Annotated in this window: 21 protein-coding genes; 15 read left to right on the forward strand and 6 right to left on the reverse strand. The window is 54.1% G+C overall.

All coding sequences use genetic code 11. The annotated features are described in order from the left end of the window. The first annotated feature begins 20 nt into the window (after nucleotides 1-20). The 3 genes from xdhA to xdhC are packed head-to-tail and all read left to right on the forward strand — an operon-like array spanning nucleotide 21 to nucleotide 4,755. On the forward strand, nucleotides 21-1,496 hold the full coding sequence (gene xdhA, locus B145_RS0109300; protein ID WP_018606867.1) for a xanthine dehydrogenase small subunit: 1,476 nt from the start codon (nucleotides 21-23) through the stop codon (nucleotides 1,494-1,496). After that, nucleotides 1,493-3,793 carry a xanthine dehydrogenase molybdopterin binding subunit gene (gene xdhB, locus B145_RS0109305; RefSeq protein WP_018606868.1) on the forward strand — a complete coding sequence of 767 codons (2,301 nt, stop codon included), beginning with the start codon at nucleotides 1,493-1,495 and terminating at the stop codon, nucleotides 3,791-3,793. Before xdhA ends, xdhB begins: the two co-directional genes overlap by 4 nt. Continuing rightward, nucleotides 3,790-4,755, forward strand: coding sequence for a xanthine dehydrogenase accessory protein XdhC (xdhC, locus tag B145_RS0109310; RefSeq protein ID WP_018606869.1), 966 nt, complete (start codon nucleotides 3,790-3,792; stop codon nucleotides 4,753-4,755). Before xdhB ends, xdhC begins: the two co-directional genes overlap by 4 nt. A gap of 45 nt (nucleotides 4,756-4,800) precedes the next feature. Here the strand turns inward: xdhC and B145_RS0109315 are convergent, their stop codons facing one another. The 3 genes from B145_RS0109315 to B145_RS0109325 all read right to left on the reverse strand — a co-directional run bounded on the left by B145_RS0109315 (nucleotide 4,801) and on the right by B145_RS0109325 (nucleotide 7,617). After that, the gene (locus tag B145_RS0109315) at nucleotides 4,801-5,577 is read right to left on the reverse strand and encodes an ABC transporter permease (protein WP_018606870.1); all 777 of its coding nucleotides are present in this window, start codon (nucleotides 5,575-5,577) and stop codon (nucleotides 4,801-4,803) included. Between the two features lies 1 nt (nucleotide 5,578). Beyond that, nucleotides 5,579-6,358, reverse strand: a complete 780-nt coding sequence (locus B145_RS0109320; RefSeq protein ID WP_018606871.1) for an ABC transporter ATP-binding protein — start codon at nucleotides 6,356-6,358, stop codon at nucleotides 5,579-5,581. Nucleotides 6,359-6,429: 71 nt separating this feature from the next. Continuing rightward, entirely contained in the window at nucleotides 6,430-7,617 is a 1,188-nt protein-coding gene (locus B145_RS0109325; RefSeq protein WP_342662015.1) for an ABC transporter substrate-binding protein, read from the reverse strand. A 523-nt stretch (nucleotides 7,618-8,140) separates the two neighbouring features. Between B145_RS0109325 and B145_RS27400 the strand changes: the two genes are divergently transcribed. The 3 genes from B145_RS27400 to B145_RS0109340 all read left to right on the forward strand — a co-directional run bounded on the left by B145_RS27400 (nucleotide 8,141) and on the right by B145_RS0109340 (nucleotide 12,561). Next, on the forward strand, nucleotides 8,141-9,049 hold the full coding sequence (locus B145_RS27400; RefSeq protein WP_018606873.1) for a pectate lyase: 909 nt from the start codon (nucleotides 8,141-8,143) through the stop codon (nucleotides 9,047-9,049). Between the two features lie 100 nt (nucleotides 9,050-9,149). Continuing rightward, nucleotides 9,150-11,210, forward strand: a complete 2,061-nt coding sequence (locus tag B145_RS0109335; RefSeq protein ID WP_018606874.1) for a WD40/YVTN/BNR-like repeat-containing protein — start codon at nucleotides 9,150-9,152, stop codon at nucleotides 11,208-11,210. Nucleotides 11,211-11,502: 292 nt separating this feature from the next. Next, the gene (locus tag B145_RS0109340; RefSeq protein WP_018606875.1) at nucleotides 11,503-12,561 is read left to right on the forward strand and encodes a pectate lyase family protein; all 1,059 of its coding nucleotides are present in this window, start codon (nucleotides 11,503-11,505) and stop codon (nucleotides 12,559-12,561) included. 126 nt (nucleotides 12,562-12,687) lie between these two features. Here B145_RS0109340 and hypB read toward each other — a convergent pair whose 3' ends face one another. The 3 genes from hypB to hypA all read right to left on the reverse strand — a co-directional run bounded on the left by hypB (nucleotide 12,688) and on the right by hypA (nucleotide 14,941). After that, complete coding sequence (hypB, locus tag B145_RS0109345) at nucleotides 12,688-13,431, reverse strand: hydrogenase nickel incorporation protein HypB (protein WP_018606876.1); 744 nt, start codon at nucleotides 13,429-13,431, stop codon at nucleotides 12,688-12,690. A gap of 36 nt (nucleotides 13,432-13,467) precedes the next feature. Then, nucleotides 13,468-14,487: a GTP 3',8-cyclase MoaA gene (gene moaA / locus B145_RS0109350; RefSeq protein WP_018606877.1), complete on the reverse strand. Its 1,020-nt coding sequence runs from the start codon at nucleotides 14,485-14,487 to the stop codon at nucleotides 13,468-13,470. A 106-nt stretch (nucleotides 14,488-14,593) separates the two neighbouring features. After that, complete coding sequence (hypA, locus tag B145_RS0109355; RefSeq protein ID WP_018606878.1) at nucleotides 14,594-14,941, reverse strand: hydrogenase maturation nickel metallochaperone HypA; 348 nt, start codon at nucleotides 14,939-14,941, stop codon at nucleotides 14,594-14,596. A gap of 206 nt (nucleotides 14,942-15,147) precedes the next feature. Between hypA and B145_RS0109360 the strand changes: the two genes are divergently transcribed. The 9 genes from B145_RS0109360 to B145_RS0109400 all read left to right on the forward strand — a co-directional run bounded on the left by B145_RS0109360 (nucleotide 15,148) and on the right by B145_RS0109400 (nucleotide 26,635). Continuing rightward, complete coding sequence (locus B145_RS0109360) at nucleotides 15,148-18,993, forward strand: proton-conducting transporter transmembrane domain-containing protein (protein WP_018606879.1); 3,846 nt, start codon at nucleotides 15,148-15,150, stop codon at nucleotides 18,991-18,993. Nucleotides 18,994-19,013: 20 nt separating this feature from the next. Further along, a complete protein-coding gene (locus tag B145_RS0109365) occupies nucleotides 19,014-19,952 on the forward strand; it encodes a respiratory chain complex I subunit 1 family protein (protein ID WP_018606880.1) in 939 nt (312 codons plus the stop codon). A gap of 10 nt (nucleotides 19,953-19,962) precedes the next feature. Continuing rightward, entirely contained in the window at nucleotides 19,963-20,412 is a 450-nt protein-coding gene (locus tag B145_RS0109370) for an NADH-quinone oxidoreductase subunit B family protein (protein WP_018606881.1), read from the forward strand. 9 nt (nucleotides 20,413-20,421) lie between these two features. Next, the gene (locus B145_RS0109375; RefSeq protein ID WP_018606882.1) at nucleotides 20,422-20,925 is read left to right on the forward strand and encodes a 4Fe-4S dicluster domain-containing protein; all 504 of its coding nucleotides are present in this window, start codon (nucleotides 20,422-20,424) and stop codon (nucleotides 20,923-20,925) included. Continuing rightward, a complete protein-coding gene (locus tag B145_RS27405; RefSeq protein WP_018606883.1) occupies nucleotides 20,922-21,518 on the forward strand; it encodes an NADH-quinone oxidoreductase subunit C in 597 nt (198 codons plus the stop codon). Before B145_RS0109375 ends, B145_RS27405 begins: the two co-directional genes overlap by 4 nt. After that, the gene (locus B145_RS0109385) at nucleotides 21,515-22,603 is read left to right on the forward strand and encodes a hydrogenase large subunit (protein WP_018606884.1); all 1,089 of its coding nucleotides are present in this window, start codon (nucleotides 21,515-21,517) and stop codon (nucleotides 22,601-22,603) included. The genes B145_RS27405 and B145_RS0109385 overlap by 4 nt, the downstream gene beginning before the upstream one ends. Nucleotides 22,604-22,773: 170 nt before the next feature. Then, on the forward strand, nucleotides 22,774-22,965 hold the full coding sequence (locus tag B145_RS0109390) for a 4Fe-4S dicluster domain-containing protein (protein WP_018606885.1): 192 nt from the start codon (nucleotides 22,774-22,776) through the stop codon (nucleotides 22,963-22,965). Nucleotides 22,966-22,982: 17 nt separating this feature from the next. Next, nucleotides 22,983-23,822 carry an XdhC family protein gene (locus B145_RS0109395; protein ID WP_018606886.1) on the forward strand — a complete coding sequence of 280 codons (840 nt, stop codon included), beginning with the start codon at nucleotides 22,983-22,985 and terminating at the stop codon, nucleotides 23,820-23,822. Between the two features lie 56 nt (nucleotides 23,823-23,878). After that, nucleotides 23,879-26,635: a molybdopterin-dependent aldehyde oxidoreductase gene (locus B145_RS0109400; RefSeq protein WP_018606887.1), complete on the forward strand. Its 2,757-nt coding sequence runs from the start codon at nucleotides 23,879-23,881 to the stop codon at nucleotides 26,633-26,635. The last annotated feature ends 27 nt before the right edge of the window (nucleotides 26,636-26,662 follow it).

Genomic DNA, 26,662 nt, shown 5'->3' on the forward strand with positions numbered 1-26,662 from the left:
ATCAATATTGGAGTTGAAACATGCACCCAGCGCCCCCAACAGTGCGCCCAGTTCACTTCTGGTTCAGAGGACAGATCCAGTCCGTTACTGATCAGCCGCACACCCGTACCATTCTGCAATGGCTGCGAGAGGATCAACATCCCTATGGCACCAAAGAAGGCTGTGGCGAAGGCGATTGTGGCGCCTGTACTGTGGTTATCGGTACCCGAGATGATCAGGCGCCAGAAGGATTGCGACTCGAAGCCATCAATAGCTGCATCCAATTTCTTCCCGCGCTGGATGGCAAAGCCCTATTTACCGTCGAAGACCTGGCACAAGACGGACAACTTCACCCCGTACAGAAAGCTATGGTGGATGCCCACGCCTCTCAATGCGGATTCTGCACGCCGGGCATCGTAATGTCATTATGGGCTGAACGAGAAAATCAAAACGAAACGCCTGACCGGGAAGCGCTATGTGTGACACTCTCAGGCAACCTATGCCGCTGCACCGGCTATCGTCCGATTCTCGATGCTGCCCAAGCCGCATGGAAAACCCCTTGTGGCAAGCTTGCACGCGGCCCGATACGCCAAGCACTGGAGCAACTGGCTGCCAAGCCCAGCTTGGCGTACAGCTATTCGGACAAACACTTCTATGCTCCACATACGCTCGAAGAACTCAGCAGACTCTACGCAAGCAACCCACAGGCAAGGCTCCTCGCCGGCTCTACCGATGTCGGGCTCTGGGTTAGCAAACAGCTACGTGAATTGGACGACATCATCTATCTTGGCGCGGTAGAAGAACTCAAACAAATCCACACTACCCCCGAGTCGCTGGACATTGGCGCAGCAGTATCGCTCAGCGACGCTTTTTCCGCACTATGCACAGAACATGAAGGATGGGGCAGCCTGATGACGCGATTTGCCAGTCGCCCAATCCGCAATGCGGGCACTTTGGGCGGCAATGTAGCCAACGGCTCCCCCATCGGAGACTCTATGCCGGGGTTGCTTGCTCTAGGCGGCCACGTAGTGCTCCAGCGTGAAAATGAGACACGCGAGTTGGCACTCGAAGATTTCTACTTGGGATATCAGAAAACAGCATTACAGCCTGCAGAATTCATTCGCACTATAAAGATACCTCTCGTCAAGTCTGACAAAGATGGCCGCCATCTGTTCAGGACGTGGAAAGTATCCAAACGACGCGACCAGGATATCTCAGCTGTCTGCGCGGCCTTCTCAATAAAACTGGATTCGCTTGGAAAAATCAAAGATGCACGAATCGCCTATGGTGGCATGGCGGCCATCCCGAAACGTGCCTTCCATGCAGAAGCAGAATTGATTGGCCAGAATCTGAGCGAAGAAGTTATTCGTAACGCCATGCGGGTACTTGCCACAGATTATCAACCGATCAGCGATATGCGTGCCAGCGCAGAGTACCGGATGCAGGTCGCACGTAACCTGCTTCTGCGCTTGTGGTATGAGTTCAATGAACGTCTGATGCCAGAGGTCATTGCATGAGTACCGTGGGCAAACCGCTGGCACATGAAAGCGCCTTGCTGCATGTAAGTGGCTCGGCAAGGTATATTGATGATCTGCCCGAACTCAGCGGCACCCTGCACGCTGCATTCGGCATGGCCGACTGTGCGCATGCCCAAATTCTGAAGATGGATCTTGAACCTGTTCGTCATGCAGCAGGCGTGGTATCCGTACTCACGGCCCAAGACATCCCCTCCAGCAACAACTGCGGCCCGGTCTTGCAGGATGAGCCCATCCTTACCCAAAAACTGGTGCAGTTCTACGGACAACCCCTTTTTCTGGTACTGGCAGAAAGCCATGATGCCGCGCGACGGGCGGCAAAACTGGCCAAAATCGAGTACGAACCTCTCCCTGCCATTTTGACAGTCAAGGAAGCCGTAGCGAACGAATCCTGGGTTTTGCCTCCCATTGAAATCAAACGCGGCGATGCGGTAGCGGCACTTGCCAAAGCACCCCACTGCCTGACGGGCAAGGTACAGTTGGGCGGCCAGGAACACTTCTATCTGGAAACCCAGATTGCGTATGCCATGCCACGCGAAGACGGGCTGCACATCCACAGTTCGACCCAACACCCCACCGAAATGCAGCAGATGATCGCTCATATGCTGGGCTGGGGTGCGCACCAGGTCAGCGTAGAATGCAGGCGCATGGGGGGCGCATTTGGTGGCAAGGAATCCCAATCCGCCCAAGTGGCCTGCGCGGCGGCCCTGGGCACATGGAAAACAGGGCACCCCGTCAAGTTACGGCTGGACCGTGATGATGACATGCAGATTACCGGAAAACGCCACGACTTTGACATTGACTGGGAGGTGGGCTTCGACGACCAAGGGTGCATCCTGGGGCTTGCCACAACGCTGGCTTCGCGCTGCGGTTTCTCGGCTGATCTCTCCGGCCCCGTCAATGATCGGGCGGCATTTCATCTGGACAATTGTTACTATCTGGACGCCGTTGCCATCCGCAGTCTGCGCGGCAAAACCAATACCGTTTCAAACACGGCATTTAGAGGTTTTGGTGGCCCACAGGGCATGTTTGCCATCGAATACATCATTGACGATATCGCCCGCTATCTGAACCTTGACCCTTTGACAGTACGCCAAAGAAATTTTTATGCGTCTCCCGGATCAGCGCAGCGCACAACTACCCACTATGGCATGGAGGTGGAAGACAATGTTGCGCCTGAACTGGTTCATCAGCTCGCCACGGAATGCGAATACATACAACGTCGACAAGCAATTTCTGAATTCAATCAGCGTAGTCCGTTAATCAAACGCGGCATAGCCCTTACACCGGTGAAATTTGGTATCTCTTTTACCGCCAGCTTTTACAACCAAGCGGGCGCCATCGTACACGTGTATGCCGATGGCACGGTATTGGTGACGCATGGCGGCACAGAAATGGGGCAAGGTCTATACACCAAGATACGCCAGATTGTCGCTCATGAATTCGGCCTTGCGCCTGAATTCGTTCGGCTGACCTCCACCGATACCAGCCGGGTGCCCAATACCTCGGCCACAGCAGCTTCAAGTGGCACAGACCTGAATGGAAAAGCGGCGCAGGCTGCCGCACAGGCTGTTCGGCATCGCCTTGCAACGCTGTTTGCCACTCAGCATGGCGTCAACATCGATGATGTACGTTTTAAGGACGGTATGCTACATGCGGGAAGCGTTTCACAAGAATTTGGCGAAGTAACACTTGCCGCTTACCGGGAACGGATCAAACTTTGGGAAAGTGGTTTTTATGCTACCCCAAAAATCAATTACGACAAGAACACCATGCAAGGGCGCCCATTTTTCTACTTTGCCTATGGTGCTGCGTGTAGTGAAGTGGAATTGGATACGCTAACAGGGGAATCCCGCGTGCTGCGCGTAGACATCCTGCACGATGCAGGCAAATCAATCAACCCAGCACTTGATATCGGGCAGATTGAAGGTGGCTTTGTGCAAGGGATGGGGTGGCTGACTTGCGAGGAACTCGTTTGGCATCAAGATAAACATCGATTCGGGCAACTAGCCACACATGCACCATCGACCTACAAAATCCCAGCTGTATCGGATTGCCCCGCAATCTTCAATGTGAAGCTTTTTTCCAACGCCAATGTTGAAGATAGCATTCATCGTTCAAAGGCCGTCGGTGAGCCGCCTTTCATGCTTGCTTTCAGCGTTTTCTTTGCTTTGCGTGATGCAGCCTCAAGTGCGGCTGGGCGCCCTGCCCCATTGCAGGCGCCTGCCACGCCCGAGGCTTTGTTACGTGCCATCGGTGGACTGGAGGTAGGCGGATGAAGCTTTGGCAGAGACTCCCCCTGTTGCTTGCCAATGCACAAAGCATGGTACTGGTCAGCGTGGTTGAGACTAGGGGTTCGACTCCCCGCGAGGCGGGTACCTACATGCTGATCAGCGCAACATTTACTGAAGATACGATCGGGGGTGGTCACCTGGAATGGGAAGCCATTGCACAAGCCCGAGCCATGCTCCTCCAGGCGTCACCACCTCCGCCATGTCTGCACCGCTACAGTCTGGGCGCATCACTTGGGCAATGTTGTGGTGGAGTGGTGTGGCTGCTATATGAAGTGATTGATTCCAGATCGCTGGAAATGTGGCGAGATTTTTCTCATCACCTTGAAAAGGGTGGCGCGCTGAACAGAGCACTCAAACACACCGACACATGCTCCACCTGGACCATGCAATCACCTACACAACCCAGTATCTGTTATCAGGCAGACGACTCCGGTTGGCAACTCAACCATACCATTCAAGATAACTCCCAGCCCATTTCAGTGTATGGAGCGGGACATGTTGGGCGCGCCTTGGTCAAGTTGCTTGCCAGCCTGAGTCAGCGCGTGCGTTGGCTGGATTGCCGCGAAGATGCATTTCGGGATTGTCCAGATGGCGTTACATCCATCGTGAATGATTTTTTGGAAGAGGAAGTCGCCACAGCCCCCGCAAACAGTTTCCATATTGTCATGACGCATAGTCACACATTGGACCTGATCTTGTGCGAGAAGATATTGCAGCGTAGTGATACGGCATGGTGTGGCCTGATCGGTTCAACTACGAAAGCAGAACGCTTTCGCCACAAACTCATCAACCAAGGCTTTCAGAAAAAAGATCTTCAACGATTGACTTGCCCGATTGGCATACCCGGTATCACTTCAAAAACACCAGAGGCTATCGCCATATCGGTTGCGGCGCAGATTCTACAACTGAGTGAGACGCTAAGCGCCAAGCAATCCGTGCAGGTATAAATCATGGAGTGTTACCAGGCGTGCAACACTCCATGATCACAACTCTTAAAAAGCCGCATTTTGGCTACGGTTGGCCCAACGGGTCAGGCGATGTTCAAGCAATGCAAACAACTCGTACATCACCACGCCCATTGCACCTATCACCATCAGGCCCGCAAAAACCAAGGGCATGTTCATTGTTGAACTGGCACTCATCATGAGATAACCAATTCCCAGATTGGATGCCACGGTTTCAGAAATCACGGAACCGACAAAAGCCAAGGTGACTGCAACCTTGAGCGAAGCAAAGAAATACGGCATGGAACGCGGCAAGCCCACCTTGCACAGGATGTCAAAGCGAGAGGCGCCCAATGAGCGCAATACGTCTTCCAATTCTGGCTCCAAGGTAGCCAAGCCCGTTGCCACATTGACCACCACAGGAAAGAAGGAAATCAAAAATGCCGTGATAATCGCGGGAATGCTACCAATCCCGAACCAGACAACCAATACAGGAACAAATGCCACTTTGGGTACGCTGTTGAACCCCACCAGCATCGGATATAACGCCTTATAAATAATGGGTGAGGAACCCAGCAGCGCGCCCATTATCGCCCCCACCAATACGGCAATAGCAAATCCCGCCAAGGTTGTCAGGAAGGTATGGATTGCATGAGTCATGATGGGATCAAACATTTCAACCCCTGTCTTGAATACCAGACTTGGTGCAGGGAACAAAAACGGTTTGATCTCAAACCCCTGGCAAATAGCTTCCCAACACACAAGCAGGAATACAGTCAGCAGCCAAGGTGCCAGACGAAAAACCACTTTGGGCGACAATCTCATTTCAGTTCTCCCGCACACGGCCAATTGATTCGCGCAATACATGCACATGACTTGCAAATGCATCGGTATAAGTCACTTCCAGATCACGAGGACGTGGCAGGTCGATCTCCCGCCGAATCAGAATTCTTCCTGGTCGCTTGCTCATGACATATACCGTATCTGCGAGAAATACCGCCTCACGCAGATCATGCGTGACCAAAATTACGGTAAAGGGTTGCTGCTGCCACAAGTCGCGGAGCATGCACCATAGCTCCTCACGTGTGAATGCATCCAGGGCACCAAATGGCTCATCAAGCATCAACAACCGTGGCTTGTGAATCAACGCTCGGCAGATCGAAGCACGTTGCTGCATGCCGCCAGAAAGCTCCCAGGGAAATTTGTCTTCAAATCCGGCCAAACCTACCCTTGCCAGTTGGGCACGAGCCATCTCTTCAAACTCTTTGCGGCGCGCGCCACGTTCGCTACGCCAAGGCTCAACAATCTCCAGCGGGAGCATCACGTTATCCAAGGTCGTGCGCCAGGGCAGCAGATTGGGAGCCTGAAATGCCATCCCGACAATACCCAGTGGACCGCCCACTTGCCTGCCGTTGACATAGACATATCCTTCAGACGGAGGCTTGAGCCCTGATATCAGCTTCATCAAGGTGGACTTTCCGCAACCAGAAGGACCAACCACGGCTACGAATTCCCCCTCTGCAACCTGCAAGCTGATGCCTTCAATTGCCCTTTGGCCGCCTTCGCTATAGCTCAAGCTGACATTTTCAAATTCTACGAAACTCATGGCACATCGCTCTATATTTGCTAGGGTATGTAAATGTAATCGGGGGCCACACTGCCCCCGTTTTTATGTGCCTATTTGATCATGCGATCAGCTTTTGGCGGCAAAAAGGCAGGGTTGAAAAGTTCTTTTCCACTCGGGATTTTTGCGAGATTGTAAGCAGCCGCCGTTTCGGCAATGGAGCGTTGCATGCGATCTTCCGTCACCGCACCCAATCCGTTCGCCTTGGCTTCTGGGGTGATCACGACTGCGTTAAGTGCCATTTTCAGGCGTCGCGTTTCAAGCGCAAGATCCACCAAGGGTTCAGTGGCCTTGACATAGCTTGCCGCAGCATCCGGATTAGCAATCGTTTCCTTCAGCGCCTTATTGAAGGCACGTACAAAACCTTCAACTGCCTTGGGCTTCTCTGCGATGATCTTGGGAGAAGCAATGATTGCGTTGCCGTAGAGTTCAACATTGTAGTTGTTGTAGAGCATAACGTTGATATCCGACTCCTTTACACCCCGAGCCTCCAGGTTCAGCACACTGGTAAAGGAAAAACCGGTAATGGCGTCCACATCTCCCCGGGCGAGAAGATTTTCACGAATGGCAGGATCAACGCTTTGCCACTTTACGGAAGCGGGGTCAAACTTATTCGATTTGGCAAACGCTGGGAATGCTTTACGCCCTGCATCAAAGACCGGTGCTGCAAGCGTTTTGCCGACCAGATCAGCGGGCTTTGCAATACCGCTCTTTTTTAGGCTCACCACAGCTGCGGGGGTATAGTTATAGACCATATATACCGCCTGCATTTTTGAACCAGGGTTTTGTGCATCATACTCAACCAGAGCATTGAAATCAGCAAAACTCATTTCATATGCCCCGGTTGCCACACGGGTAACCGCCCCCGCCGAACCCGCACCTGTGTCAATCGTTACATCCAGGCCTTCTGCAGCAAAATAGCCTTTCGCTTTGGCGAGCAGGAATGGGGCCGCTGGCCCTTCAAAGCGCCAATCAAGTGTGAATTTCAGTTTTGTCAGCTCTTCGGCATAGGTGTTCGGCGTAGCCAGCAGCCCCACCAACATCAACGCCCCTGTAGCAACCCGCATCAATCCCTTAAAACGCACAACCATGACCGCTCTCCTGTAGCTATTGCTGGGTACAGGAGCTTGAGCAATCGTTGTGCCATCTGCCATTCCATAGAAACGGGAGAGTTTCCACCAAAGAGTGGCCTCAATGCTGACTTCCAGGCGCTTTTCGCCCTCTATTAGCGCATATTGCATCACCTCGTGAGTTCAGCTTGCCCTGTAACAGTGCATCTGCACGAAGCTTGGCGCTTTTCAAGATAAAGAGTATCCGTCAAACCAGATATGCGCCAAAGGCGCCCATTCTCTGCTGCACCTGTAACGCAACATGATGCGAATTGTTTACGAAACAAATTGGCAAACCCACTGCCCCTAACAGCGGGCAGCCCAGATCACAGCGCCACAACAGAGCTGGCGCACTGGACAGGAACAATCCAACCCAATAGTGATCGCGCTACATCAATATTACTAATCGTCGCATAAACGCAACAATTTAGTAAAAATAACCCTAATAGGATTAGTGTTTACCCTTATATCTACATATCTTACCAATTCCATTTTCTACACACAGCCAATACCCAGGCGGCTTTCAACGCACTTAAGCGTCATTTTCACGTTCATCACCCCCAATTGACAGGCAAGATTAATCCCTATTACTCTCGCATCGCTGTTTGTTGTTACCGGGAACATACGAATTTCATATTTTGTCATGGAGACAAGAATGCTGAAGAAAATTGCGTTTGGTATCTTTGCTGCATCATTGGCCAGCAGTGCTTTTGCCGCATCAAGCCTGTGTGTCGCTGGGGGCACAATCGACGGTCAGACTGTTGACTGCGGCGGTATCACCCTGGGCACGAGCTGCCTGGCAGACAAAGAAGGTCAAGGTGCTGTGCTGACGCTGAAAAACGGCGCAGTGGTTTCCAACCTGCACGTGAAATCTGGCGCTGGCGGTCATGGTATTTCCTGTATTGCTGGCAATTGCACCCTCAAGAATGTGACCTGGGATGAGGTCTGCGAGCATGCTGCAGGCAACTACTCCGAAGGTGGCACCTATTCCATCTACAACAGCACCGCCTACCAAGTGCTGGATAACCTCTATGAGCATGGCAGCAAGCCGGACAAGTTCTTCCAGGACAATGCCTACAACTCCAAGATGTATGTTCGCACCTTCACCGCCATCATGGTGAAGTCGACTGCCTCTGGCAAAACCAAGAACTCCAGCGGCAGTTCCATTTCAGTCCAAACCTACTCCAGTTCCGGCAAGATCCTGCGTACCTGCGGTGACTGCTCAGCCAACAAGGGCGGCCGTACCCTGGACCTGGATGGTCTGACCGTGAAGCACGTTGATGCCAGTGGCGCCACTGTAAGCGGCCCTGGTCTGGACACCATCGTTGGCCTCAATACCCAGTGGGATAGTTCCGTTCCTTCTGCTTACGCCATTGCGGACAAGGCCATCCTGCGTAACCTCAAGATCCAAGCCTACAAGCTCAGCAGCGACGGCGTAACAAGCTCGCCCAAAGTTTGTGACACCTATGTGGGTTCCCGTATCCACAACAAGTCCACCAATCTCAAACAAGAATGGAACACCACTTCTTGTAACGTAAAGACCTCTGACGTATCTGCGCTCTAATCACATTTCTGTGAAACGAGCCTAGCGTTCGCTCTCAAAGCCCCGACAGCACGGTTGTCGGGGCTTTTCGCAATTATTTTCAGCCTCGGCCTGCCTTGCGATGAAGCTATTGAATATTCTGCAACTATCCTGCGCGCTATGCTTGTTCTGCTCCGGCGCCACAGCAAAACCCATTGCTACCGTCATCAACGCGGAACTCAGCACAATTTGGGCAAGCCAGAATGGACAACTTCTGCTGGCGGGTGGTGAAGATTCAACCCTACTACGCTCTGATGACGGGGGAAAGCATTGGCAGCAAACAGCCTTACCTGGGAACTTCAATATTCTACAGATTGAAGCAGATAGCCAAGCCCATCACTTGGCGCTTGGCGAACAGGGTTTGCTGTATTCCACAGATGAAGGAAAAAATTGGGCCGCCGCACAGGTTCCTGCAGGGCAAATACCTAGTCGTTTGATGTTTGATGGCAAACATGGCAGATGGTTGGCTACAAACGCAAAAGGCGGCATGCTTTACAGCAAAGATGGTGGGCGCAAATGGCAAACCATTGCTACGCTACCAAACATCCCCCTTCTGACTTTGAGCACAACCACGCGTGGTGGCATTGTTGCTGCGGGCATACAAGGTACGATCCTATACTCGGCCGATGGTCGCGCTTGGCATACCTTGAAATCTGATATCAGCGCCAATATCCGCCGCATCCTTCCCTTGTCCGACACGGAAGGCACTCTTGCAATCTGGAGCGATGGCTCGGTCAGCCTCCTTTCTCCAGATGGAAAAAAACTCTCGCGTGTTGCTCCACTTGGCGATCAGGCACCCACAGTAGTGGCCTATGACACCAAGCGTCACCAAGCACTCGTCGGCAATATGAATGGTGAGGTTTGGCGATCCAGTGACGCCGGCCAGAGCTGGCAGACCAGCGTAGTCGTAGACAAGGTATTCCTGACCGGCCTGCATGCCAATCCACTGACGGGAGAACTGATCGCCTCAGGAGGTAGGGGAACTGTCGCCCGCTCACAAGATGGCGGGGACAGTTGGGAACTCCTGCGTGGTAACGAGTGGACCAGCCGCCTTCAGGCGTTGACGACCACTCGTGATGGTCAGTCCATGTATGCAGTTGGCACAGGTGGCCTGACCATCCGTAGTGACGACTACGGCAATCATTGGACCACCTTGCAAGAAGATACCCACCGCTATGTGGCCGACTTGGCAGGCATACCAGAGAGCAACAGCCTTGTGGCAGCAGGGAGCGATGGCCTATTGATCCGCAGCGAAGATGCAGGCCAAACATGGCATAGTGTCGCCACAGGATTGAAAACAGATATATCGTTTCAGGCACTTTTGCGTGATCCTCGCACCAACACGCTCCTGGCATGTGGCCCGATGTCCAGCCTGACTCGCAGCACCAATGGCGGCCAAAGCTGGCAAGGCATACAGCCGGTTGCAGAAGCTGGCGAAGGATACTTCAAACAGGTGGTGACAGACACCAGCGGCAACACCATGCTACTTGTGGGTAGCCCCGGGCAGGTAGTACGTTCCGCAGATAACGGGCAGACTTGGCATGCTACCGATGCCGATACCAGTGATCCGGGTATCGAACAAATCAGCCAAGCAGGTCAAGGCATTTTCATCGCCACACGTAGAGATGGTCGGTTGCTTCGCTCCACAGATGATGGCCAGCACTGGACAGAGGTTGCAAACTTCGGCATCCCTATCTCAGGTATTTATACCGAACCCCAACGTGGCTTAGCCTGGGCAATGGGCTTAGGGAAACTCTTCCATAGCACGGATCATGGCGCCAGTTGGAAGGAACTCAATACCGCTACGGCAACCCTGAACTTTATCATGCGCAGTCAACAAGGAAGCCTGCTGGGATTTGGCAATGCAGGTATCATTATGCGTTCGGTGGATGATGGCATCAATTGGCAGGTTATTGCCTCGGGTATCCGTTCATCGCTGCGCAAACCCTTGCAGAACCCGGCAAACGGACAGATCTTTGTTCCTGGCCGCGATGGCACAGTACTGAGTTCCAACAATGACGGATTGAGCTGGTCTTCACTCCCTACGCATACCCGGGGACACCTGAATCGCTTGTGGCTCTCGACAGACGGGAAAACATTGATCGCCAGTGGAGAGCGCATTGTGCGCATCAACTTGCCATAAACAACGCCATTTCATCACCTGTACTTTCATTGAGGACAATCATGCAGCGTCATGAGGAGGCTTCTATTGTGCCCGTGGCATAGGCTGCACTTGACAATGGAATAGGTTTGCCCCGAGTAGATCCTGCCGTGATTGAGAAAATTTCAGCGGGAAAAACTGGCAGCAAAATAGATTTTTTTGATATTCATATAGAGTAACTTTGCACTAAACTATCTTGCAGTAGTATCAGTTGTTCTCTTAACTCGCGCTGTGTTGTGAATCTGAATTTCATAATAATCAAGGAGAATTACAGATGGCATTCAAACTGTTGAAAAGTGTTCTGGCTCTTTCCGCTGTCATTGCAACAGCGCAAGCCGTTGCGGGGCCTGTTGGTTATGGCGCAGCGACCACCGGTGGGGGCAGCAAAACGGCAGTCAATGTCGCCACCATGGCAGAAATGCAAGCGGCCATTGATAGTTACTCTGGTAGTGGCGGCCTGGTACTGAATTACACGGGGAAATTCGATTTCAGCACGATCACGGACGTCTGTGCACAATGGAAAAAAACCGCACAGACAGTTGAAATCAAAAAGAAGAACGACATCACCATTAAAGGGGCCAATGGCTCCTCTGCCAATTTTGGTATTCATATTGCGGGCCCATCGACAAACATCATTGTCCAGAACATGACCATCGGTCTGCTGCCTGGAGGAGAGGCCGCTGATTCAATTTCGATCGAAGGGATGTCCAGCGGGGTGCCGTCCAACATCTGGATCGACCACAATACGATCTTCGCCTCACTGACGATGTGCTCGGGCGCTGGAGATGCGTCGTTTGACGGTGGTATCGATCTGAAAAAGGGTGCCCACCACATCACCATCTCTTACAACTATGTGCATGACTATCAAAAGGTCAGCCTAAATGGTTATAGCGACAAGGACACTGCCAACGATGCAGCTCGCACGACCTATCACCATAACCGCTTTGAAGAAGTGAAGTCGCGCCTGCCACTACAGCGTTTTGGTTTGAGCCACATATACAACAACTACTTCAACAATGTTCATACCTCTGGCATCAATGTCCGCATGGGCGGGGTATCGCTGATCGAATCAAATTACTTTGAAAATGTTCAGGACCCCGTCACCTCACGGGACAGTTCAGCCATTGGTTATTGGGATCTGCGCAACAACTATGTCGGCTCTGGTATCACCTGGACGGTTCCGACAAGCACGCCTTACGTCAATGCAGTCAATTGGACCACCACAAAGACTTATCCTGAAGCACTGGGCTACACCTACACGGTAACCCCCGCTGCCACAGTCAAGGCCAAGGTGATCGCCACGGCTGGCGCGGGAACCAATCTGGCAGAATAATCCAACAGGCTCGTGAATCCCTCGGCAACAACGCGTCGAATGTCGTTGCCGAGGGATTGTTTTCTGCGCTGCGGGCACTGGAATACAGCTCTTTTTACCAGCCCCTCATCTCATCCGCACAACACTTCACGCGGTTAAATCTTGAATTTCCCGCCGTGAGGACACATTCAAAAGCAGCCACGATATCCAGGCGGCAATACCATCACCTGTCTTGGCAGACAACTCTATGACAGGAAGATCCGCCTGAATGGCTTTGGCCTCATCACGCGCACGGCTGGTGCTGAATTCTTCAATGTATGGCAAAAGATCCATTTTTGTGATCAACATCTGATCTGCCGCACGTACCATCACAGGATACTTTGCCGGTTTGTCGTCACCTTCCGTGACTGAAAGCAAAATCACATCCAGATGCTGCCCCACGTCAAAATTGGCAGGGCAAACAAGATTGCCGACATTTTCGATGAAGAGGATATCAATCCCCTCAAGGGGCAATTGATGCAAGGCCTCATGAACCATGTGTGCATCAAGGTGGCAGGCCATCCCCGTAGTAATCTGCACAGCAGGCACGCCATGTCGGCGAATACGGTTCGCATCGTTCTCAGTTTCCAGATCCCCTTCTATAACGGCCATGCGCACCCCGTTGGGCAAGGCCCTAATGGTAGCCTCCAGCAGACTTGTCTTACCGCTGCCGGGGGCGGACATAATATTGATGGCAAGCACGCCATGTGCATCAAAATGGGCACGATTGTGGTCGGCCTGCCGGTCATTTTCATGCAGGAGGTCTTCCAGCACCTCAATGGTCTGGCGGTGCTCGTGATGGGGAACATAACGATGAGCCCCGGTAATGCTGCAACCACAGTCCTTGCACATGATATTATCCTAACCAATAGGGGTTTGACGTTGTTCTCAACCACCCACCTGCCACATAGGGCGGGTTTCCAGATTGATTCCATTACCTAAAAACTGGTGCTGAGCTGGCTTGCTGGCAAGGCTATCAAGGATGGCGGCCTCAAGCACTTCGTCGGCCTCAGCGCTACGCAACACGCTACGCAGATCAACCCCCTCTTTCCTGCCCAAACATAGCACCAGTTGCCCCGTACAGGTTATGCGCAGCCGATTACACCGGGTACAAAAGGAATCGCTCATCGGGGTAATGAAGGCGATGCGCCGCCCTGTATTTTCCACACGCCAATAGCGTGCAGGCCCACCCGTATTGTCTTCAAGCGGAGTCAAGGTCCAGCGACGCTCCAGATCGTGCCGAACCTCTTCGAGCGAAAGATAGTGCTTGGCTGCAGCGCACAAGGGCATCAATTCAATCAAGGCCAGATCGGCTTCATGATCACCACACCAGCGAATGAGCTGATCAAATCCCCTGTCATTGATGCCTGCCATGGCAACGGCATTGACTCGCACCGCGATCCCCGCTGCGCGTGCTGCGTCGATACCCGACAACACGGCATCCATACCATTGACATGCGTGATGCGCTCAAACAACGATGCATCGAGTGTATCAAGCGACACATTGACCCGTCGCACCCCGTTGGCGGCCAAAGCGGAAGCATGACGTTCAAATAAAGTACCGTTGGTGGTCAGGGTCAGCTCTGCAAGCTGCCCTTTCTTGACCCAAGCCCCCATACGTTCGATCAAACCCAGCGTACCTGGGCGAACCAGAGGCTCCCCGCCAGTCAGACGGAGTTTCGTCACCCCCAGGCGCACAAAAACAGCCGCAAGGCGTTCCATTTCCTCCAGCGTCAATATTTCACTGCGGGGCAGGAATTTGATGCCTTCCTGCATGCAGTAAAAACAGCGCAGATTGCAACGGTCCGTCAGCGACAAACGAAGATAAGTGATCTTACGGCCAAAATAGTCGATCAGCCGAGTCAATGGTTGATGCGCGATCTGATCGGCAGGCAGGCGAATATCCATGGCATGACCTCGTCTTGATTGGATTCAGTATCGGAGCTGGCCCGACAGAACGAAAGTACAAGACCCTCTCCTCACACCTGGCTGTGTCATTTCGTGACACCTCAGGTCAGCCCCCTACCACTTCAAAGCTCTCTATATAGAGCTCCTGCCCCTGGATCACATCCACATCGCCGCCCCCACAGCCGGGGCACTCAAAATGAAATCGTGGAACTTCAAATTCACACAGGCAAGCTTTGCAACACGCTCGCACTGGCAATGCCACAATAGCCAGTTCCGCCCCCTGGGCAACTGTGCCCTCGGCATATATTTCGAAACAGGCAATCAACTGCCTGGGCTCTACGGCACGCAAGCGACCTACTTTCACATTCACTTTACAGATCGCCGATACCTCATGCTGCGCAGCCTGCTGCTCCAGGATACGAATCAGGCCTTGGACAATTGCAGTTTCATGCATGAATGCTCTCCACAAGCAGCGTAACAACATTTACCTCTGGTACTGTTTTACGCCAGAAAACCGCCTTAAGCGAGCTACAAACACCGGCGCCACGTGCCCTTGTTTCAAAGTGACACACCCATCGTCCATATACCTGGGTTTGCATTGCGGGCAATTTCCACAGCTCCGATACTGCAAACAACCAAAGACCCAATGGGGGACCCGCTATGCTCGCCACTGCCGCCACGAATGTCACAACGCTCGCCTGGCTTGGTGCCACGATACTCCTGCTGGGTGAAATTGCCGCCCTGCTATCGGTAAAAAGCCTCTCCAGGCTGATCGCCATTTCAAGCGTTGCCGAGCTGGGATATGTATTGCTTGGATTTGGACTCGGAGGCATCGCAGGAGACACGGGTGCGATTATGCACATGAGCTATCAGCTCGCCATGCGTGGTTTGGTCATCTTTGCCGCATGGGTATTGATTCAGCGCACAGGTTCCGATCGGCTTGAAGATCTCAAAGGCAGCGGCAAGCGCATGCCGGTAACAAGCACACTGTTTGGCTTTGGTATGTTCTCGGTCATGGGGCTGTCCCCATTCAAAGGTTCATTCAGCAAATTCATCATCCTGTATGCAGCCCTTGAGCAGGGGCATTGGCTACTCGCAGCAGTCGGCACTCTGGCCAGTATCATTGCGGCCTTCTATTACATGCTTGTCATTCAACGCATCTGTTTTGAAGCCCCTTCCAGTGAGATCAAGCTGGAAGCGGCCCCGAAATGGCTGATCGCACCGATCGGGCTGCTCACAATACTGACCGTACTCATGAGTCTGTGGCCCGCCCCCTTTCTGCATCAGGCCGCCGCATTTGCGCACATTGGCAATATGGCCGCCCTGCCGGAATTTGAATCCCCCTGGACGATGCTGGTACTCGTTCCCTATATTGGGGGCTTTGCCATCTATCTGCTGGGATTAGGTTCCGCAAGGCTTCGTAACGCAGCCGCCGTACTGCTGTCCCTGGCTACACTGGTTCTGGCGCTGAGAAGCGTGGAGCTGGACGCAGCCTCATATCTATTTGTAATTATCGTTGCGGCCATCACTTTCTTGGTAGTGCTCTATTCGTATGGCTACATGAGCCATGGGGAGAACACCAACCGCTACTATTTCTTTGTATTCCTGATGACCGGATCAATGCTGGGCTTGGCCAGCGCCCATGAATTCGGCAATTTCTATATATTCTGGGAACTCATGACCTGGACATCCTATTTCCTGGTGATTCATGAGCAAACGCCAAAGGCACTCCGTGCGGGCTTCGTCTATTTCCTGATGTGTGCCTCGGGTGCCTACGTGATGAACTTTGGCGTCCTGCTCCTTCATGCACAGCTTGGGAGTTTTGAATTCGCGGCCATCGCCCAGCATATTGGTGCTATAGACATTCTGCCAGGAAGCATTGCAGCGCTCTGCCTGTTCATAGGTTTTGCAGTCAAGGCCGGTTTTGTTCCCGTACATTCCTGGCTGCCACTTGCCCACCCGGAAGCGCCCTCTTCGATTTCTGCGCCCCTCTCTGGCATTCTGACCAAAGCGGGTATCTTTGGCATGGTCAAGATTCTGTTCATGGTCTTTGGCACCGCAACGCTCACTCGGTTTGCACAAACCGGTATTGACATCAGCCACTTGATGCTTGTGCTCGGATGTCTTACTTTTATTTATGGCGAAGTCATGGCGTTGGTTCAAAAAGAACTCAAGCGCATGCTCGCCTATTCAACGCTTGCACAAATTGGTGAAATCGCCGCCATCCTTGGCCTGGGAACCACACTTGCAACCAGTGCCGCCTTGCTGCATGTAAGCAACCATGCGGTGATGAAGACCCTGCTCTTCTTTGCGGCTGGGGCATTCATCCTGCAATCTGGCCGCCGCGTCATTGCAGATCTGGCAGGCCTGGGGCGCGTCATGCCCTTCACTGCGGGCTGTTATGCGTTGGCAACAGTCGCCATCATGGGCTTACCGCCCTTCTCTGGTTTCATCAGCAAATTCCTGATGATTACGGCAGCCGTCTCGGCGGGGCGCATTGATGTGGCTGCACTGCTGCTGCTCGGCAGTGTGATTGCCGCGTTCTACTACCTGCGCGTGGTGCGCCTGCTTTTCTTCCATCCGTATGAAGGCCCTGCCGTCAAGGAGGCGCCCGCCTCCATGCTGATTGCAATTGGCATTCTTGCAGCAGCCATAATCTTTGGCGGCGTAGCACCGAATATCCAGCTTGACGCAGTTCGCACTGTAGCCAAGCTTATGGGCGACCGTGCGGGAATGCCCGCCGTGATATTGCCCGACCTGCTCATCCACTGGCCTGCTGCCGCCTTGATCGCCACCGTGGGGGCTGTTGCCGTATGGCTCCTGGGCAAAGTGGCACCATTATTCGCCAGCAAGCTCGCAATCGCCGTTCCGGCAGCGGCCTTCGTTGCGGTATTGATGCAGCCGGATTACTACGACGGCCTGTCTTTCGCCTTCGCTCTGCTTGTCTCCGGCGTGGGTACGCTGAACATGGCCTATGCCACCGGCTACATGGCCCACGGCCACGCGCAACATCGCTTCTATGCAGCCTTTTCGCTGATGATGGCGGGCCTCTTGGGGATGGTAGCCAGCCACAACTTCTTCAATTTCTTTGCCTTCTGGGAATTGATGAGCAGTTGGGCTCTATACGTTGCGCTGGTGCATGAAGAAAATGCTGATGCGCGTCGCGAAGCCTTCAAGTACTTCATCTTCAATACGGTGGGGGCCAGCTTCATGTTCCTGGGCGTCGCCATGTTGGGCGCCAAAGCTGGGGGCAACTTCGATTTTGCTGCCGTTGCCAGCGTTGTCAAGGCGATTCCCACTCAGGATGCAACAGCGCTTGCCTGGGCAGGCGGCGCGCTTGTCCTGATCATGGCAGGCATGCTGATGAAGGCTGCCATGCTGCCCCTACGCATCGACTACCAGATGCACCCAGCAACAGCACCGACCCCAGTATCGGGCTACATCTCTGCTGTACTGCTCAAGAGCGGTCCCTATGGCGTGCTCAAGTTCTGTGTCTTGTTTGGTGGTGCGACACTGATTGATCGTATCGGGTTCTTCAACGGCCATGTGCAGTTACTCAACGTGATTGCCATCATCGGCGGGCTGACCCTTCTATATGCCGGTGCCATGGCCGTTATCCAGAACGGAATCAAACGCCTGTTGATCTATAGCACCGTCTGCCAATTGGGCTACATCACCATGGCGTTGTCGCTAGGCACCTCGCTTGGCGTTGCGGGTGGACTGATGCACTTTGTCAATCACATGATGCTCAAGGATCTGCTGTTCTTGTGTGCAGGTGCCATCATGGTGAGCAGCCACGCACGCACACTGGATGAGTTGGGCGGCTTGGGGCGCAAGATGCCCATCACCTTTGCCATCTTCTTCCTTGCAGGGCTGTCTCTCGCAGGTATTCCGCCCCTGAACGGTTTCTCATCGAAGTGGTTGATCTACCAAGCAGCCTTCCAGTCGGGTCATTACATTCTGGGCGTATTTGCCTTGATATCCAGCCTGTTCACACTCGCGGCCATTCTCAAGTTTGCGCATGCTGCGTTCATGGGCGCACCCGGCAAGGCGGCCGAGCATGCACAGGAAGCCCCGGCCATCATGCTGGCACCCATGCTTATTCTGACTGCAGGCTGCATTGCAGTTGGCATGCTGCCAGGGCTGTTGCTTGTACCCATCGCCGTCATCCAACAATCCCTTGGCATCACACCGATTGCAGCTGACTGGCTAGGGCCATTGCCCTCAACGGGGGGCTGGCATCCAGCGGTGCTTTCGATTCTGCTCTTGGTCCTGACAGGAATCAGTTTGCTCTATTTACGGCTTGGCCGTGGCGGTGCAGCCATCATCCGCTCGCCAATCCACATGTGCGGCGTACAGGATTTGCAACCCGCTGTTGCCCACGTGGGTGCAGGCAATTTGTTTGAAACACCTGAAGCCGCCATCAGAGGCCTGCTGCACGCAAAACATGACACCGGCTACAGCGACGATGCCGAGCCAGATCATGGCCACGCCACGCCCATTTGAGACTATCGGGAGAGAACGTCATGCTTCAATCCACCACTATCCCCCTTGCCGTCCTGCTCTTTCCCGGCGGAGTCTTCGCTGTGGCCCTGGGTTTGATGCTTAAGGGAATGGACCGGCGCCTCGCAGCACGTTTGCAAGGGCGCATCGGCCCCCCCCTGGCCCAACCTTTTTATGACCTTGTCAAGCTTGCCCGCAAGCGCACCATGGTGCCCGATATTGCCGCCGAACCTGTATTTCTCGGCGCTCCTTTGATTGGTGCAGCCTCCATGCTGCTTGCTGCCGCCCTGGTCCCCATCGCCGGTGTCTATACACCAGACCCGATACTTGGAGACCTGCTGGTACTGCTGTACCTGCTCGCCGTACCAGCCGTTGTGCTGATGGTTGCCGGCTCAGCCTCCGGCTCGCCCTTCGGCGCAATCGGCTTCTCGCGTGAGATGGCGCTTATGCTCGCCTACGAGGGGCCACTGGTATTGGTGGTGGCAACTGTGGCGTTGCGTGTGGGCTCTTTTTCAATCGCGGATATCATCGCCTATCAGCAAGTACATGGGGCGTTTCTGTTCGATCCCATGATGTGGCCGGCGCTGGCTGCCTTTCTGGCCTTCTATCCAGCCAATTTGGGCATCATTCCCTTTGACATCCCGGAAGCAGAAACAGAGGTGCTGGAAGGCCCTCTGCTGGAATACTCCGGCCCGGCGCTGGGGCTGTTCAAAGTCATGTCAGCCCTGAAAGCCGTAGTAGTGCTGGGCCTCGGTATCGCCCTGTTCTGGCCGAGTGCGCCAGATTCTGGGGCACTGGGAATACTGGCCCACCTTGCCAAGCTGATCGTGATGATGCTGCTCGGCGTCACCGTGCTCCGTGTTTCCATGGGGCGGATGCGCATTGATCAGGCCTTCCACTTCTTCCTCAAATGGCCGCTTGCACTCTCTGTGCTGTCGCTGGTCATCGTGGCATGTGCATAAAGGTTTTGTCATGACATTACTGCAAACACTCAACGAAAAGGCCAAGCAGATCGCTGTGCGATCCCCGTGGATCTATCGCATCAACGCAGGCTCCTGCAATGGTTGCGATGTGGAATGTGCAACCACTGCATTAATCCCCCGCTACGATGTGGAACGCCTGGGGTGCCAATACTGCGGAAGCCCCCGGCATGCCGATATCGTACTAATCACCGGGCCACTCACCGCACGCATCAAGGACGACGTATTGCGGGTATTTGCCGAAGTGCCCGACCCCAAAGTCACCGTAGCAGTCGGTGTATGCCCCATTTCCGGTGGCATATTCCGTGAGAGCTATGCCGTTCATGCCCCTGTCGATCAATATCTGCCGGTCGATGTCAACGTACCCGGCTGCCCTCCCCGGCCCCAGGCAATCATAGAAGGAATTGCCCAGGCCATTGCCATTTGGCGCGAAAGGATTTGAGGAGCCATCATGAATTTCCTGAAGATCTTCGTCCGCAATCTGGTGAATGGCCCTTCCACAGTATCCTTCCCCTTTGGTCCGGCATGGACCCCCGCGCGCATGCGCGGTCGCATCGAATTCAAGCTGCCCAGTTGCACCGGTTGCCGCGCCTGCGAACAGGTATGTGCACCAGGCGCGATTCGTTTTGACAAAACGCCAGAAGGCCTGCGATTCATGATGTGGCACAACACCTGTGTGTTCTGTGGCCTGTGTGAATTCTATTGCCCCACCGATGCGATCCACCAGAGTGACGACTGGCACATGGCACATGCTGTTGACCAGAAATTCAGCATGGCTATCCGCGAGCTGATTCCCTACACCAATTGTAGCGCTTGCGGAATGAAAACGCTGGCAAGCGCCCCCAACCCTGTTGGCATCAATCCCCCCTATACGCCAGAAGAGATCGAACAACACCGTCAACTGTGCCCTGCCTGCCGAAAAAAGGCCCTTGCCGAAAGGGGGAATCCATCATGAGTCTCAAACCCGACAATATCGAAGCGCTCCTCACCGCAACCGCCTTGGGAGGCGTCAGCTTTCGGCAAACCACTGATGCCAAAGGCGTCTGTTCGGCATGGTGCACACTTGCTTCCAGCAGCGACCTGCTCGCTACCGTCGCATTGCTGAAAACGCTTGGAGCGCGCCTGTCTACCATGACCGTCTTTCAACCCAAGGCTTCGCCCCCTCCCCCGGCGCCAAAGGAAGGAGAAGCCCCCCCGCAGCCACTCACATTCTTTGGTGGCGTAATCCAGGACGGCAAGAGCTACGAAATCGCGTACCACTTCGACCTCGACGGAGACACGCTCACACTCATTGTGCATGTGGCAAGCGGCGGCCAGGTCGATTCGCTGACGCCCCTCTACCGGGCGGCAGACTGGCCAGAGCGTGAGGCCATGGAGTTGTACGCTTTGGTCGTACGCGCCCACCCCAACCCACAGCGACTCTTCCTTGACCCCAGCATCGATAACGCAGCATTCGAGCGGCTGATTCCTTATTCCACGCTGACAAATGCAGGGGTTTCCAAGGGATTTTGGGAAAAGATCATGGCAACGACAGGACCGAAATCATGAGCGAAAATTTCACCATCCCGGTCGGCCCACTCCATGTGGCCCTTGAAGAACCGATGTATTTCCGCATCGAAGTGCACGGTGAAACTGTCAGCAAGGTCACCATCAACGCAGGTCATGTGCATCGAGGCGTTGAGTATCTGATCACCAAACGCAATGTGTTCCAGAATATCGTGCTCACCGAACGGATCTGCTCGCTCTGTTCAAACAGCCATCCGCAAGCCTTTGCCATGGCCATTGAGCAGATTGCAGGCTTGAAAATCCCGCCGCGCGCCGAGTATCTGCGCACCATTGCCGATGAGATCAAGCGCATTGCCTCGCACCTCTTCAACGTCGGGATTCTTGCGCATCTCGTGGGGTTTGAATCCCTGTTCATGCATGTAATGGAGGTGCGGGAGCGGATGCAGGACGTCAAGGAATGCACCTTTGGCAACCGCATGGACATCGGCGCCAACACCATTGGGGGGGTGCGCTATGACATTGATGACGAACGCATCAGCTTCATCCGCCAGCAACTATCTAGTATCGAAAAGGAAATCGACGAGCTGATTACAATCTACAGCACCGACAACTCCATTTTGCGCCGCACCAAGGGCGTGGGCGTCCTCTCTCAGCAGGATGCGCTCGATTGCGGCGTTGTCGGCCCGGTGGCCCGTGCAGCAGGCATCCATTACGACGTGCGGATCAAAGCCCCCTACGCAGCCTATGACCGCCTGGATGTAGCTGTCCATACCTTCCAGGATGGTGATGTATGGTCCCGAGCCATGGTGCGCCTGTACGAAGCACGAACAGCCATCGATATCATCCGCCAAAGTCTAGACTCGTTGCCCGCCGGGCCCACCGTGGCCACCGATGAACGCCCCCCCATCCCGGCAGGGGAAGCCATCGCCAAGTGCGAAGCACCGCGCGGCGAGCTGATCTACTATGTGCGGATGGCCGATTCCCCCAAGCCTGAGCGCGTCAAATGGCGTGTGCCCAGCTTTCTCAATTGGGATGCATTGGGCATCATGCTGGATCGGGCCAAGATCTCGGACATCGCCATCATCGTCAACAGCATCGATCCCTGCATTTCCTGCACCGAACGCTGAAGGATGTGGGCAGGCTGTCACAAAACGGAACAGCACAACTCAAAATCAGCGGGTTTGACTTTCCTCCCGCACATTTGCGGCAAATACTTCAATACAAGGATCGCCTGATACTGAGTTAAAACGATCAGTCACCAAGGCACACCTTAAACATCAACCTGGAGGAGAACATCATGGCATACAAAATCGTCCCTGAACTGTGCAATGGTTGCGGCGCCTGTGAATCTGAATGCCCCAGTCGCGCCATCAGCCACGTAGAAAAAGTCTATACCATCGACCCAGCCAAGTGCGTCGAATGCCAAGGCACCTACGATAGCCCGATGTGCGCCCAACTCTGCAATACAGACGCCTGCGTACCAGCCTGAACTTCGCGGAGGACGTCATGGACATCTACGAAGAAATCGTCCGTTTGCGTCAGCAGGGCCGCACAAGTGCCCTGGCCACAATCGTCAACACCCAAGGCTCCATTCCCTCATTTTCCGCTGCCAAAATGTTGGTGCGCGACGATGGCAGCATCGTCGGCACCATTGGCGGCGGCGGGGCCGAATACGAAGTCATCCAAGCAGCGCTCCAGGTTATCGAAACCGAAAAGCCAAGCCTTGTTCACTTCGACCTCAACAAAAAACCTGGGCTGGATGCAGGCATGGTATGCGGAGGAAGCCTGGAAATCTATGTGGAGCCCATTGTTGTGGCCCCAACACTCTATCTTTTCGGCGCGGGCCATGTCGGCCTGTCAACCTATCGCATTGCCCAATCGGTCGGCTTTGAAGTCATTGTCATAGATGAACGCGATGCATTCGCCAACCGCGAACGCTTCCCACTGGCAAAAGACATCATCGCGGCAGAACTTGATGCAGCCACGGCCATGATCAAGCCCAGTTCCTCATCATATATCCTGATATTCACCCCCAGCCACCTGAGCGACATGCGTGTCCTTCGTTGGGCAACCGGCACTCCTGCACGCTACATCGGAATGATGGGTTCCAAACGCAAAGTAATCGGCATATTTCAGGAGTTGCAAAACGAAGGCATCCCTGCCGAAAACTTCAAAGCGGTGCGTGCGCCCGTTGGGCTGGATATCGGCGCCCAACCGCCAGAAGAAATCGCAATATCGGTCGTTGCAGAGATGATTGCCTGCCGTCGCCGATGTGCAGCCGCCTTACCCCACCTTTGCTTGAACACACCCGCAGCCACAAACACACGCCTACGTGACGTTGCCTAAAAAACACGGTTTATCGAATCAATCATGCAGATCCATTACTTAGTCAGGAGTCCGCAATGAAACGCATCATCATCAATGTAAACGGGGTCGACCGGCCACTCATCGCAGACCCCAATCGCAAACTCGCTGATGTACTACGCGAGCAATTGTTGCTCACCGGTTGCAAGGTATGTTGCGACACCGGCCAATGTGGCACCTGCACAGTCTTGGTTGACAACAAGCCCATCAAAGCCTGCATGGTCCCGGTCAGCAAATATGCCAAAGGCGAAAAAATCGTTACCATTGAAGGCATTGGCACAGCGGAAAACCTGCATCCCCTGCAGGTCACCTGGATGCATCACGGCGGCGCCCAATGCGGCGTATGCACACCGGGTTTCATCATGTCGGCAAAATCTTTGCTCGACAAGAACAACAGCCCGACCCGCGAAGAAATCCGCACCTGGTTCAACCGCAACCGCAACGCCTGCCGTTGCACAGGTTACAAACCACTGGTCGATGCAGTAATCGATGCTTCTGCCATCATGCGGGGTGAGAAGACCAAAGAAGAATTCATGCCCAAGGTGCCGGATAACGGCAGCATCATTGGCTCAAAGTACCATCGCCCCTCCGCGCTCGCCAAAGTGACTGGCACCTGGGACTTCGGCGCTGATGTCGTCATGCATATGCCACCCGATACACTGCATCTGGCGTTGGTACAAGCCAAGGTGTCGCATGCCAACATCAAGGAAATCCATTGCTGCGAAGCTGCGAAAATGCCCGGTGTCGTCAAAGTAATTACCTGGAAAGATATCAAAGGCAAGAATGCCATCACCGGCCTCATCACCTTCCCGACGAACAAGGGAGACGGCTGGGATCGCCCCATTCTGTGCAAAGACAAGATCTTCCAGTTTGGGGATGCGATTGCAGTAGTCGCCGCCGATACCGTTGAACACGCACGTGCTGCGGCTGAAAAGGTCACCGTCGATCTGGAAGTGCTACCCGCCTACCTTGATGGCTGGGCAGCCCAGGAACCTGATGCCTTGGAAATTCACCCCGGCGTCCCCAATGTGTATTACGAACAAGGTGTCATCAAGGGCGAAGAGACCGCTCCTATCATGGCTGAAGCAGCACATGTGGTGGAAGCGGCGACCCTTTGCAGTCGCCAGCCTCACCTGCATCTGGAGCCAGACTGCGGATGTGCCTATGTTGATGATGATGGCGTATTAACCATCCAATCAAAGAGCATCGGCTTGCACCTGCACCATGCCATGATCTGCCCAGGCCTCGGGATTCCGCCAGAAAAACTGCGTATCGTGCAAAACGCCACAGGTGGCACTTTCGGCTACAAGTTCAGCCCTACCATTGAGGCAATTTTGGGTGCCGCCTGCCTGGCCACCCAGCGCCCTGTCTCATTGGTCTACACCCAGTATCAGAACATTACCTACACGGGCAAGCGCTCACCCGGCTATGTGCAAACCAAGCTTGCCGCAGATGACACGGGCAAATTGCTGGCCATGGAAACGGACTGGTGGATCGACCACGGCCCCTACTCCGAATTTGGCGATCTGCTGACCACGCGCCAAGCCCAGTTTACCGGCGCAGGCTATGACATTCGGAATATCCGTGGCCACGGAAAAACTGTTTGTACCAATCATGCGTGGGGCTCTGCCTTCCGAGCCTATGGTTCGCCACAAGCCTTCCTGTCTTCAGAAATTGCCATGGACATGTTGGCCGACAAGCTCGGCATGGACCCACTGGAGTTGCGCTACAAGAATGCCTATCGCCCAGGAGCAACCACACCAACCGGGCAAGTGCCCGAAGTATTCGTGGTCGATAAACTACTGGATATGATCCGCCCGAAATGGGAAGAAGCCAAGGCACGCTGTAAAGCCTTCAATGTACCAGGGAAAAAACGCGGAACAGGTATCTCGATAGGCATCTATGGATGTGGCCTGGACGGTCCGGACAGTGCATCTGCGGCAGCGGAACTCACCCCCACTGGCGTCACTATCTATGACGCTTGGCAAGATCACGGACAAGGCTCTGACCTTGGCACACTGACTTTTGCCCATGAAACATTGAAGCCTCTTGGTCTCAGGCCAGATCAGATCAAGCTCGTCATGAACACCACGGACTGCCCCAACAGCGGGCCAGCAGGAGGCAGCCGCTCCAACGTATTCGTTGGCAATGCCATCCGTGTGAGTTGTGAAATGCTGCTCAATGCCATGCGCAAGCTAGATGGCACATACCGTAGTTACAAGGAGATGGTCAACGAGAATATCCCACTGCATTACGAAGGGAAATGGGTCGTCCAGGGTTGCTCGGAAATTGATCCGGTCACCGGTCAGGGTAATCCCTTCCCGATCTATATGTACGAGGTGTTCGTACCCGAAGTAGAAGTCGACCTGGAAAGTGGTAAGGTAAGCGTCGTGAAATTCACGACTGCCGTTGATGTCGGTACCATCATCAACCGGGCGACCGTGGATGGGCAAATCTATGGTGGGCTGGCCCAAGGGGTTGGACTGGCTTTGACAGAGGATTTCGACGACCTGAAGAAACACACCAACCTGCTCGACTGCGGCCTGCCTTATCCACGCGATATTCCTGATGACATGGAGATTCTGTATCTCGAAACCCCGCGCCCACAAGGCCCCTATGGCGCTGCCGGGGTGGGTGAGGCGCCGCTCACAGCGCCTCACCCGGCCATCCTCAATGCCATCTATAATGCTTGTGGAGTGCGTATTTTCAAAGTTCCCGCCTTGCCAGAACTCGTCAAGAAGGCTCTGGATGAAAAAGCGGCAGGCAAACCAGGCATCGTTCCGGCTCGTAATTGAGCCTGAAACCTGCGGGCGTGGATTTGA

The sequence above is a fragment of the Uliginosibacterium gangwonense DSM 18521 genome (assembly GCF_000373965.1).
In the GTDB taxonomy this organism is placed as follows: Bacteria; Pseudomonadota; Gammaproteobacteria; order Burkholderiales; family Rhodocyclaceae; genus Uliginosibacterium; species Uliginosibacterium gangwonense.